Annotated in this window: 9 protein-coding genes; 4 read left to right on the top strand and 5 right to left on the bottom strand. The window is 57.7% G+C overall.

Annotated elements, in window-relative coordinates; all coding sequences use genetic code 11:
* The first annotated feature begins 93 nt into the window (after positions 1-93).
* The 4 genes from AC13DE_RS04055 to mmsB all read left to right on the top strand — a co-directional run bounded on the left by AC13DE_RS04055 (position 94) and on the right by mmsB (position 4,759).
* The gene (locus AC13DE_RS04055; protein ID WP_483047126.1) at positions 94-1,593 is read left to right on the top strand and encodes a CoA-acylating methylmalonate-semialdehyde dehydrogenase; all 1,500 of its coding nucleotides are present in this window, start codon (positions 94-96) and stop codon (positions 1,591-1,593) included.
* Positions 1,594-1,701: 108 nt separating this feature from the next.
* Positions 1,702-2,844 carry an acyl-CoA dehydrogenase family protein gene (locus AC13DE_RS04050; RefSeq protein WP_446297031.1) on the top strand — a complete coding sequence of 381 codons (1,143 nt, stop codon included), beginning with the start codon at positions 1,702-1,704 and terminating at the stop codon, positions 2,842-2,844.
* Complete coding sequence (locus tag AC13DE_RS04045) at positions 2,841-3,884, top strand: enoyl-CoA hydratase/isomerase family protein (RefSeq protein WP_483047125.1); 1,044 nt, start codon at positions 2,841-2,843, stop codon at positions 3,882-3,884. Before AC13DE_RS04050 ends, AC13DE_RS04045 begins: the two co-directional genes overlap by 4 nt.
* Positions 3,881-4,759 (top strand): 3-hydroxyisobutyrate dehydrogenase, encoded by an 879-nt coding sequence (gene mmsB, locus AC13DE_RS04040; protein ID WP_483047124.1) that lies wholly within the window; start codon positions 3,881-3,883, stop codon positions 4,757-4,759. The genes AC13DE_RS04045 and mmsB overlap by 4 nt, the downstream gene beginning before the upstream one ends.
* Before the next feature lie 74 nt (positions 4,760-4,833).
* On the opposite strand, the gene uvrA is transcribed toward mmsB, so the two are convergent.
* From uvrA to queA, 5 genes are all read right to left on the bottom strand, one after another.
* Positions 4,834-7,716: an excinuclease ABC subunit UvrA gene (uvrA, locus tag AC13DE_RS04035; RefSeq protein WP_483047123.1), complete on the bottom strand. Its 2,883-nt coding sequence runs from the start codon at positions 7,714-7,716 to the stop codon at positions 4,834-4,836.
* 202 nt (positions 7,717-7,918) lie between these two features.
* The gene (gene lpdA, locus AC13DE_RS04030) at positions 7,919-9,313 is read right to left on the bottom strand and encodes a dihydrolipoyl dehydrogenase (protein WP_483047122.1); all 1,395 of its coding nucleotides are present in this window, start codon (positions 9,311-9,313) and stop codon (positions 7,919-7,921) included.
* 98 nt (positions 9,314-9,411) lie between these two features.
* Entirely contained in the window at positions 9,412-9,996 is a 585-nt protein-coding gene (locus AC13DE_RS04025) for a DUF924 family protein (protein WP_446297026.1), read from the bottom strand.
* Positions 9,997-10,098: 102 nt separating this feature from the next.
* The gene (locus tag AC13DE_RS04020) at positions 10,099-11,355 is read right to left on the bottom strand and encodes an MFS transporter (protein ID WP_446297025.1); all 1,257 of its coding nucleotides are present in this window, start codon (positions 11,353-11,355) and stop codon (positions 10,099-10,101) included.
* A gap of 73 nt (positions 11,356-11,428) precedes the next feature.
* Positions 11,429-12,493 (bottom strand): tRNA preQ1(34) S-adenosylmethionine ribosyltransferase-isomerase QueA, encoded by a 1,065-nt coding sequence (queA, locus tag AC13DE_RS04015; RefSeq protein WP_446313063.1) that lies wholly within the window; start codon positions 12,491-12,493, stop codon positions 11,429-11,431.
* Positions 12,494-12,502: the final 9 nt, after the last annotated feature.

Here is a 12,502-nt window from a genome sequence, read left to right as displayed (position 1 = left end):
GCTTTGCAAAAATGCAAAGCCACCCTGACTTCATTCCTCTTTTCGTTTGTTTTTCGCAAGGCTACCCTGCCGACAAATTCAAGGAGGATTCCAATGCAAGAGCTCACCCACTATATGAACGGTGCCCATGTCAAAGGGACGTCGGGCCGGTTTTCAGACGTGTTCAACCCTGCGACCGGCGAAGTACAGGCAAAATGTCCCCTCGCCAATGAGGCCGAGCTGGACCAGGCCGTGCAATATGCGATGGCGGCACAACCCGCGTGGGCGGCCGTGAACCCGCAGCGCCGTGCCCGGGTCATGATGAAATTCGTCGACCTGCTGAACCGCGACATGGACAAACTGGCCGAGGCCCTGTCCCGCGAACACGGCAAGACCCTGCCCGACGCCGCGGGCGACGTTCAGCGTGGCCTTGAAGTCGTCGAATATTGCATCGGCGCGCCCGAGCTGTTGAAAGGTGACTACACCGATAGCGCCGGTCCCGGCATCGACATGTATTCCATGCGCCAGCCGTTGGGGGTCTCCGCAGGCATCACGCCGTTCAACTTCCCCGCCATGATCCCGATGTGGATGTTTGCCCCCGCCATCGTTTGCGGCAACGCCTTCATCCTCAAACCGTCCGAGCGTGATCCATCCGTGCCCCTGATGCTGGCCGAATTGCTGGAAGAAGCGGGCTTGCCCAAAGGTATCATTCAGGTCGTTAATGGCGACAAGGAAGCGGTTGACGCGATCCTTCACCACCCTGTTATTCAATCTGTCGGCTTCGTCGGCTCCACCCCCATTGCCGAATATATCTACGGCACGGGCTGCGCGAATGGGAAACGCGTCCAATGCTTTGGCGGTGCCAAGAACCACATGATCATCATGCCGGACGCCGATCTGGACCAGGCCGCGGACGCGCTGATCGGCGCGGGCTATGGCGCGGCTGGCGAACGCTGCATGGCGATATCCGTAGCTGTTCCTGTGGGCGAGGAAACGGCGGATCGCCTGATCAAGAAGCTGGTCCCTCGCATCGAAAAGCTCAAAGTCGGGCCCTACACATCCGGCAAGGACGTGGATTACGGCCCGGTTGTCACCGCAGCGGCCAAGGCCAATATCGAACGTCTGGTCCAATCCGGCGTCGATCAAGGTGCCACATTGGTCGTAGATGGCCGCGACTTCAGCCTGCAAGGCTACGAAGAAGGATTCTTTGTCGGGCCGCATCTGTTCGACAACGTGACCAAGGACATGGACATCTACAAGCACGAGATTTTCGGCCCCGTTCTGTCCACGGTTCGCGCCAATACCTACGAAGAGGCGCTTGGTCTTGCGATGGATCACGAGATGGGCAACGGCACTGCGATCTTTACCCGTGACGGCGATGCGGCACGTGATTTCGCCAACCGCGTCAACGTGGGCATGATCGGCATCAACGTGCCGATTCCGGTACCACTCGCCTATCATACCTTTGGCGGCTGGAAAAAATCGGTCTTTGGCGATCTCAACCAGCACGGACCGGATGCGTTCAAATTCTATACGCGCACCAAAACCGTGACCTCTCGCTGGCCCTCGGGCATCAAAGAAGGCGGAGAGTTCAACTTCAAGCCAATGGAGTGAACCACGTCTTGCGGGGGCCTCGGTCCCCGCACCTGCTTGCGCCTTGTACGGGCAGCGTTATAATTTAACGTACGTTCAATTCGTCAGATCTTGGGAGGGATCACCGCCATGGATTTCGCACTTTCCGAAGAGCAAACCGCCATATTCGATATGGCTTATGGCTTTGGCCAAGAACATATCGCCCCATTTGCGCGCCAGTGGGAAAAGGACGGCACCATTCCGAAAGAGATCTGGCCCAAGATAGCCGAGCTTGGGTTTGGCGGCTTGTATGTATCCGAAGATGCAGGGGGCTCTGGTCTGACACGCCTTGATGCGACGCTTGTGTTCGAGGCGCTGAGCATGGCCTGCCCTTCTGTCGCGGCGTTTCTGTCGATCCACAATATGTGCGCCAAGATGCTGGACAGCTTCGCCAGCGACGATCTCAAGGCGCGCATCATGGATGATGTGCTGTCGATGAATACGGTGCTGAGCTATTGCCTGACCGAACCCGGTTCAGGTTCTGATGCCGCGGCTCTCAAGACCAAATGCGACCGGACCAACGATGGATATACCCTGAACGGTACCAAGGCCTTCATTTCCGGCGGAGGCTATTCAGACGCCTACGTCGCCATGGTCCGCACCTCGGATGACGGCGCTGCCGGAGTGTCCACCGTCTATGTCGAGGATGGCACTCAGGGGCTTTCGTTTGGCGGGCTTGAGGACAAGATGGGCTGGCGCAGCCAACCAACAGCGCAGGTGCAGTTCGACAACTGCAAAATTCCTGCCGGGAATTTGGTCGGTGAAGAAGGCAAGGGTTTTAAATATGCGATGACGGGGCTGGATGGCGGCCGATTGAACATCGCGGCATGTTCACTGGGTGCGGCGCAGACGGCGCTGGACGCCACCTTGCGATATATGGGCGAACGCAAGGCGTTCGGGAAGCCGATCGACCAGTTCCAAGGCCTGCAGTTTCGTCTGGCAGATATGGAAATAGAGATGCAGGCAGCGCGTGTGTTTTTACGTCAGGCCGCGTGGAAACTGGACAGTGGCGCACCGGACGCCACCAAGTTTTGTGCAATGGCAAAAAAGTTCGTCACAGACACCGGCAGCCGGGTAGTGGACCAATGTCTGCAACTGCATGGCGGGTATGGCTACCTTGCCGATTATGGCATTGAAAAGCTGGTGCGTGATCTGCGCGTGCACCAGATATTGGAAGGCACGAACGAGATCATGCGCGTCATCGTCGCCCGCGACATGTTGAAAAACAGATGAACGATATCTCGATCCGCGTAACCGGGCGCGCCGGACGTATTACCCTTGACCGCCCTCAGGCCTTGAATGCGCTGACCTACGACATGTGCCTTGCCATCGAAGATGCGCTCGACCGGTGGTCGAACGATACATCGGTTGATCTGATCGTAGTCGATGCAGCGGGCGAGCGCGCGTTCTGTTCCGGCGGCGACATTGCCGAGCTTTATGCGACGGGTAAGGCAGGCGACTATGACTATGGCAGGAAATTCTGGGCTGACGAGTACCGCCTGAATGCTAAAATTTTCAGCTACTCCAAGCCGGTTGTCTCTTTCATGCAAGGATTTACCATGGGCGGCGGCGTCGGCCTTGGCTGTCACGGGTCGCACCGTGTGGTAAGCGAGACCAGCCAGATCGCAATGCCCGAATGCGGGATCGGGTTGATCCCGGACGTGGGCGGTTCGCTGATGCTGGCCCTCGCTCCGGGACGGATCGGCGAATATCTGGGCGTCACTGCGACGCGAATGTCGGCGCAAGATGCGATTTTTGCCGGATTTGCAGACCGTTACATTCCGCAGCACCTGTGGCCTGACTTGATCGCCAAGCTTGAGGATACCGGGGATGCCGCCATATTGACACCCGCGACACTGGCCCCCCCGGCGTCTGAGCTGCAAGAACACCAGGCCCAGATTGACGCGTTGTTTGACGGAGAAACACTGGGGGACATCCTGAACAATCTGCGCAAAGACGATGGAGAGTTCGCCCGAGAGACCCTGAAGAAAATGGAACGGATGAGCCCGCTCGCGATGGCAAGCACCATCGAGGTGATCCACCGGCTACGTGGCCCGTCGCTCACCATCGAAAAAGCATTGGACCTGGAATACCGGTTTACCTACCGCGCCATGGAGCATGGCGATTTCCTTGAAGGGATCCGTGCCGCAATCATTGACAAAGACCGAAAGCCCGCCTGGCAATTCGCCGATATGAACGTACCCCTTGCTGCCACGGGAAAAATGTTGCGCCCCTTGGGAAACGCGGCCCTAACACTGGAGAACACGAGATGAGCAAGAAGATTGGATTCATAGGTCTGGGCAATATGGGGGCACCGATGGCCGCCAATCTGGCCAAGGCCGGTCATAGCGTCACTGGATATGACGTGGCGGGCACCACCGCCGAAGGTGTGACCGCGGCGAGCAAGCTGGAAAGTGCAGCCGCGGGGATGGACGTGGTCATCACGATGCTGCCGAACGGGTCGATCCTGCGGCAGGTGGCGGCACAGGTTCTTCCTCTTATGGAACGCGGCAGCCTGTTTATGGATTGCTCAACCGTGGATGTGGAGAGTGCGAAGAACACCTCTCAAGCCGCTGAGGATGCAGGGATTCTTGCAATAGACGCCCCGGTATCAGGTGGCATCGGAGGCGCATCCGGCGGGACCTTGACGTTTATGGCCGGGGGGTCGGCGGAGGCGTTTGCGATAGCCAAGCCCCTGTTCGATATCATGGGGCAAAAAGCCGTGCACTGCGGTGATGCCGGCGCAGGCCAGGCCGCCAAGATCTGCAACAACATGATTTTGGGCGTCACGATGATCGCCACTTGCGAAGCCTTCGCGCTGGCGGACAAATTGGGACTGGATCGACAAAAGATGTTTGATGTGGTCAGCACCTCATCGGGGTACAGCTGGTCGATGAACGCATACTGCCCCGCCCCCGGCGTCGGCCCGACATCACCCGCCGACAACGGCTATGCGCCCGGGTTCGCAGCGGAGTTGATGCTGAAGGATCTGGGTCTGTCGCAACAGGCAGCGGAAATGGCCAATGCCGATACCCCGATGGGAGAATTGGCGCGGGCGATCTATGCACAGTTCGTGGAAGAGGAAGATGGCCACGGGCAGGACTTTTCCGCGATGTTGCCGCGGTTTGAAAAGCGCAACCGGGGTTAGTCACAGCAGGCCGGACCGGGGGTTTCACACCCCCGGACCCCCGTGGAGTTTTTCCGGCAAAATGAAAAGGTCCCCTATTCAGCTGCAACCTTTCGAGACGTCAGCATAGGTTTCAGGTATGTGCCGGTGTGGCTTTCGGGGACTTCGGCGACCTGTTCCGGGGTCCCTGTGGCGACTACCTGGCCGCCCCCGTCGCCGCCTTCGGGGCCGATATCGATAATGTGGTCGGCGGTTTTTATCACATCGAGATTGTGTTCGATGACGATTACCGAGTTACCCTGGTCGACCAGTTCGTGCAGGACCTCGAGAAGCTTGCGGACATCTTCGAAATGCAGGCCGGTCGTGGGTTCATCCAGGATGTAAAGGGTTCGCCCTGTTGACCGTCTGCTGAGTTCTTTTGACAGTTTCACCCGCTGGGCCTCGCCCCCGGAGAGGGTCGTCGCTTGTTGGCCCACCTTGATGTAGCCGAGCCCTACCCGCATCAGCGCATCCATTTTCTCGCGGATGCTTGGCACGGCCTGGAAGAAGCTCTGGGCGTCTTCAACGGTCATGTCCAGCACGTCGGCGATGGATTTGCCCTTGAACTTGACCTCGAGTGTTTCGCGATTATAGCGCTTGCCCTTGCAGGTTTCACATTCGACATAGACGTCGGGCAGGAAGTGCATTTCGATCTTGATGACGCCATCACCCTGGCAGGCTTCGCAGCGGCCGCCTTTGACGTTGAAGCTGAACCGCCCTGGCTTGTATCCGCGCGCCTTGGCTTCGGGAAGCCCGGCGAACCAGTCGCGGATCGGAGTGAAGGCGCCGGTATAGGTCGCGGGGTTTGACCGGGGCGTGCGCCCGATCGCGCGCTGATCGATGTCGATGACCTTGTCGAGATGTTCGAGACCCTTGATGGTTTCGCAAGGTGCGGGCGTTTGACGCGCGCCGTTCAGGTTCATCGACGCGGTTTTGAACAAGGTTTCGATGGTCAGTGTCGATTTACCACCGCCAGACACGCCGGTCACGCAGACGAATTGGCCCAGCGGGAAGCTGACGGTGACGTCTTTCAGGTTGTTCCCCGAAGCTTTGACAACCGTGACGGCCTTTTTGTTGCCTTTGCGCCGTTTGGTCGGCACCACGATCTCGCGCTTGCCGGTCAGGTATTGCCCGGTCAGCGAGGCGGGGTCATTGGCGACCTGTTCGGGGGTGCCGTGGCTGACAACCTGGCCGCCATGTACACCGGCACCCGGCCCGATATCGAAGACATAATCCGCTTCGCGGATGGCCTCTTCGTCGTGTTCGACCACGATCACGGTGTTGCCCTGATCGCGCAGGTTCTTGAGGGTTTGCAACAGGCGGTCATTGTCGCGTTGGTGAAGACCGATCGACGGTTCATCCAGCACGTAAAGCACACCGGTCAGCCCGGATCCGATTTGCGACGCCAGACGAATACGCTGGCTTTCGCCGCCGCTGAGCGTTCCGCTGGACCGGGCCAGCGTAAGATATTCCAATCCCACGTTGTTCAGGAACCCCAAGCGCTCGCGTATTTCCTTGAGGATCGCGCGGGCGATGTCGTTCTTCTGGGCGGAAAGGTGATCGGGGACGGTGTTGCACCAGTCGAATGCCTCGCGGATCGACATCTGTACAACCTGACCTGCATGGCGCAGCTGGTCCGGCGCACCATCGGCCGGCCCGATCTTGACCGCGAGCGCTTCGGGGCGGAGACGGTAGCCATGGCAGGTTCCGCAGGGGCGATTGTTTTGATATCGTTCAAATTCTTCGCGGACCCAATTGCTGTCGGTCTCGCGATAGCGCCGCTCCATGTTCGGGATCACGCCTTCGAAAACGCGGCTGACCTCGTAGACGCGCCCGCCCTCGTCATAGCGAAACTTGATCTCTTCCTTGCCGGAACCATAGAGAAAAACCTGCTGCACCTTTTCGGGAAGGTCCTTCCATTTGGTGGTCTCGCTGAATTTGTAGTGTTTCGCGATCGCTTCGATTGTTTGCTTGAAGTAAGGAGATTTTCCTTTGCGCCACGGGGCCAATGCACCGTCGTACACCTTTAGATTCTGGTCCGGGACGACCAGGCGTTCGTCAAAAAACAGTTCTTTCCCCAACCCGTCGCAGGATGGGCAGGCACCAAAAGGCGCGTTGAACGAAAACAGCCTCGGTTCGATCTCGGGGATGGTGAATCCGCTGACGGGGCACGCAAACTTTTCACTGAACGTGTGACGTTCGGGTTCGCCTTCACCCGGCGCGGTTTCGAGTATCGCGATGCCGTCCGCCAGATCCAGCGCGGTGCGCAGGGAATCGGCCAGGCGGGTTTCGAGCCCTTCGCGAACAACGATCCGGTCCACAACCACGTCAATATTGTGACGGAATTTTTTATCCAGCGTCGGTGGTTCATCCAGCTCGTGGAATTCGCCATTGACCTTGACACGCTGGAAGCCCTGCTTGCGCAGCTCAAGAAACTCCTTACGGTACTCGCCCTTGCGATCGCGCACGATAGGCGCAAGAAGGTATGCACGGGTACCCTCCTCCATCGCCATAACGCGGTCCACCATGTCCTGCACCTGCTGCGCCTCGATAGGCTTGCCGGTGGCCGGCGAATATGGCGTGCCGACACGGGCGAAAAGAAGGCGCATGTAGTCGTAGATCTCGGTCACGGTGCCGACAGTTGACCGCGGGTTTTTCGACGTGGTCTTTTGTTCGATCGAAATCGCCGGCGAAAGGCCGCTTATGTGATCGACGTCGGGTTTCTGCATCATATCCAGAAACTGGCGGGCGTAGGCGCTTAGCGATTCGACATAGCGCCGCTGACCTTCGGCATATATCGTATCAAAGGCCAAACTTGATTTGCCAGAGCCTGACAAGCCGGTGATAACCACCAGCTGATCACGTGGGATATCCACATCGATGTTCTTTAGGTTGTGTTCGCGCGCGCCGCGGACTTCAATGTTCTTCAGCTCAGCCATATCGGACCCCCGTTAAGGTTATGTACATAAGGTCGCGATGCGGATTCTCCAATGAAAAAATGAGAACGCAGCAAGAACACGCATATTGGTCACACGCTCGCCCCGCGAAACACGCGTGCTTGAACCATTCCCGGGTACGAAACCGGCTTTGACAGCTGGGGTCGCAGCCCTTGCCACACCCCCACCTGCGGGACGATCGCGGTTAGATGTGGATGACGCGACCGTATGCGGCAAGCACGGATTCATGCATCATCTCTGACAAGGTCGGATGCGGGAACACCGTGTTCATGAGGTCTTCTTCCGTGGTTTCCAACTGACGCCCGACGACATACCCCTGGATCAGTTCGGTCACTTCGGCACCGATCATGTGCGCCCCCAAAAGCTCACCGGTTCTTGCATCGAACACCGTTTTGATCATACCTTCGGGTTCGCCGAGTGCGATGGCTTTACCGTTGCCGATAAATGGGAAACGACCGATTTTCACGTCATATCCCAGTTCCTTGGCTTTTGCCTCGGTATAGCCGACAGAGGCCACCTGGGGATAGCAATAGGTACAGCCGGCGATGCTTTCAGGCTTGATCGGATGTACATCCTGGCCGGCGATCAATTCGGCTACCATGACGCCTTCGTGTGAAGCCTTGTGCGCCAGCCACGGGGCACCGGCCACATCACCGATAGCATAAAGACCGTCAACACCGGTGCGGCAATATTCATCTGTCACCACATGGGTGCGGTCGATAGCGACCCCCAGTTCCTCGAGGCCAAGATCCTCGACGTTACCGACAATGCCGACGGCGGAAATCACCGTATCGAAATCTTGCTTTTGGACCTTGCCGCCGGTTTCTATATGCGCAGTCACCTTCGCATCGGAGCGGTCAAGTTGCTTGACGACAGCCTTTTGCAAGATCGTCATGCCTTGCTTTTCAAACTGTTTTTTCGCGAACTTGCTGATCTCTTCATCTTCGACGGGCAAAATACGGTCCATCACTTCGACGACTGTAGTTTCGGCCCCCAAGGTATTGTAAAAGCTCGCAAACTCGATCCCGATTGCGCCGGATCCGATGACCAGCAGTTTTTTGGGCATATGCGGCGGCTTCAGCGCGTCGCGATACATCCAGACCCGTTTCCCGTCGGCTTCGAGCCCGGGAAGATTGCGGGCACGTGCACCTGTGGCCAGCACGATATTCTTCGCTGTCAGTTCTTCGGTGCCCTTATCGGTCTTGACGGTAACCTTGCCCTTGCCCGCCAGCTTGGCGGTGCCCATGACGACGGTGATCTTGTTCTTCTTCATCAGATGGCCAATGCCGCCCGACAGTTGTCCCGCCACCTTGCGCGACCGCTTTACAACCTCGTCAAGCTCGTAACCGATATTATCCGCCTTGAGGCCGAATTCTGCGGCGCGGTGCATCAGATGAAATACCTCGGATGAACGCAACAAAGCCTTGGTTGGAATGCACCCCCAGTTCAAACAGATCCCACCCAGATTTTCACGTTCAACGATCGCGACCGATAGCCCTAGCTGGGCACCGCGAATAGCAGCGACATACCCCCCCGGGCCAGAACCGATCACGATCAGATCAAAGGATTTGGCAGCCATCAGAAAAACCTCGCAGTGTGGGGGATCAAATATAGTTTAGTGGTAAACTATATAAATCGTGTCAGCAACCGCGAGATTTGTCCCGGTGGTGTACAGCGTCATGCGACCTTGGAGTGTTGCTCGATGTCATTCAATGTCGTCCGATAGCCGCCCTTTGCGATATATGCCTGTTCGACCGCTGTCGGCATTCTTTCGAGCGCTTCGTTACGGTATGGAAAGCGGCCAAAGTCACGGATCACCTGTCGGTGCGCACGTGCATGCAGCAAATTGCTGGCGCTTTCCGGCAGGCGTTCACACATAAGACGGACGCAACGGTCCTGATCAATCAGGTTTTCGGAATGCATGAGCGGTAAATAAAAGAATTGCCGCGCCGGTGGATCAATCTTGATATCCCAACGCTTTTGGATGGATGATTTCGCCGCCGCCAATGCGGCACGATCCGTTGAAAACGCCCGTCCCTCTCCGCGAAACATATTCCGCGGGAACTGATCGGTGAGGATGATATACGCCAACGCGCCGGACGGGTACGTCAACCACAACGAAAACTTGCCTTCGCGTGCCGCTTCCCAAGTTGACAGGAATTGATCTCGAATAGACTGGTCCAACGCTTCATCAACGGCGTACCAGTCGCTTGGGCCGGTCTCGTCCAGCCAGAAATTTAGTATGTCCTCCGGATTTTTCATCGTAGGCTCCTTACTTAAACTTTTTCTTAATTATTACTAACGCCACAAACCGGGTCTTGGACAAACAAAAATTGTAACGAAACGGTCATAAACCCCACATTATCAAGCATTTTCGCTGCTTTGGTCGCTTTCGATGGCATATTCTTGCGCAAGTTCCACCGCGACGGCGGTCGCAGCAGCGTAAATCGGGACAAATTCTCCGGTCTCGGTCGCGGGGACCGCAGGGCGCACCGTCGCACGATACGAGGCATAAACCGCCAGCACCACAAACAGCACGGCCGTGAACAGATAGAACCCTCCGGGGCCAAGGGTGGTGCCCATCATCCAGCCGGTGATTATCGGGCCCATGATAGCACCCAGGCCGTTGATAAAGATCATACCACCGGACGCCGCGGCCATGTCCTCATGTTCCAGAAAGTCGTTGGTGTGCGCGATAAGCAGGGAATACAACGGGTTGGACATGCCGCCGACGACGAACGACGCGACAAGCAGGACCGGGAAGATATGCCCGAATATCATCCCCCCAAATGATCCGGCCGCCCCGATGATCGACGTAATGACAATCAGCAGACGGCGATCCATCCGGTCCGAAATCCACCCGATTGGATATTGCAGAACCACAGAGCCGACAAAAAACGTCGCGACGAAGATCGAGATCTGGGCGACGGTTAACCCCGCTTCGGCACCGTATACGGACGCCATTCCGAACTGTGCCGAGAAAACGCCGCCCAGCAAGAACATGCCGACGCAACCCAGGGGTGAAAAGCTTGCAAGCTCGCGCAGGCTCATCGGTTTGGTTGTGTCAAACGCCGGGGTCGGGCTGATGGACAGCAGGATCGGTGTCACCGCCAGGCTGACCAATACCGACGGAATGACGAAAAGCACAAAGCCCGAAGGGTCTGCCGTCAGCAACAGCGCCTGTGCTATCACGATGCCAAAAGTCTGCACGATCATGTATACCGACAGGGTTTGCCCGCGGTTCTCGTTGGTGGCAGCGTTGTTCAGCCAGCTTTCCGCGGTTACATACACCGCCGAAAAGCAAAAGCCGATCAACACGCGGCCAAGTGTCCAGACCGCCACGTTGGGAAACGTCGGGTAAAGGATCATCACAGCCGAGATCATCGACGCAAGCGCAGCAAAAACCCGCACGTGGCCCACCCGACGGATCATGCCGGGCGCAATACGCGACCCTCCGAGAAACCCGACGAAATACGCGGACATCACGATTGACATGTTAAAAGTCGAGAAATCTTCGATACTGCCGCGGATACCCAGCAGCGTGCCTTGCATGCCGTTACCCACCATCAGCAACCCCATGCCGAGCAAGAGCGCCCATGAGCTGATAAACACCTTGAACATAACTCGAATCCTTTAACGCCGTCTGGCCTCTACTGACGGTCTTCCAGGAGACTGTCACTCCCATGAACGACAATCAGGCGGGTTTTTGCGCCTGTGGGATCAACAAGGAGGCGTCGCCATAGGAAAAGAAGCGATATTTTGACTGGATGGCATGCGCGTATAGCGTCTTGATGGCCTCTTGCCCCATCAACGCCGCGACCAACATCATCAGGGTGGATTTGGGCAGGTGAAAGTTTGTCATCAGCGCGTCGGTTACCTTGAAGGAAAATCCAGGGGTGATGAAGATGTCGGTATTCCCTTCCCACGGCTCGATCGTGCCCCCCCGCGCAGCGGTTTCGATCAGGCGCAAGGCCGTCGTACCAACAGGGATGACACGCCCGCCTGCCTGTTTTGTCGCTGCGATTTCGGCGGCGGCCGTGGCGCTTACCTGTCCCCATTCGCTGTGCATCTTGTGGTCTGCAACATTGTCCACCTTTACAGGCAGAAAAGTACCTGCCCCCACATGCAAGGTCACATGCGTGAAGTTCACCCCTATATCGGCCAGCCGCGCCAACAACGCGTCGTCGAAATGCAAGGATGCCGTCGGGGCGGCGACGGCCCCGCTGTTTCGCGCGAACACCGTCTGATAATCAACCAGATCGCGTTCGTCGGCCGGACGTTTTGCAGCGATGTAGGGCGGCAGCGGCATGGCCCCGGCCGCGTTCAACGCCGCGTCAAACGCGTCGCCGACATGGTTGAACCGCAGGTGTCCTTGCCCGTCCTCGATACGCTCAAGCGTGGCGCTCAGATCATCGGTGAACACGACTTCTTCACCCAGCTTCAACTTTTTGAGCGGTTTGATGAGCGCCGCCCAAGTGCCATCGCCGCGTGGTTCCAGCAGCGTGGCCTCGATCCGGGCCTGCACGGGCCCCTGCGCACTTTGCCGAAAGCGCTGTCCGTTCAGTCGCGCCGGGATCACACGGGTGTCGTTCAGCACCAGACGATCCCCGGGCCGCAACCAGTCGGTCAGGTCAGTGACGTGCCTGTCGTGCAGTACAGGACCGTCGGCAACCAGTAAACGGGCTGACGTACGCGGCACCGCAGGCCGTGTCGCGATCAGCGCTTCGGGTAGGTCGAAATCAAAATCACTTAGTTTCATAGCCGCCGC

It is taken from the genome of Sulfitobacter sp. L-8, from assembly GCF_056859255.1.
The sequence above is the reverse complement of the archived record's forward strand: the minus strand, read 5'-3'. Positions and strand labels throughout refer to the sequence as shown.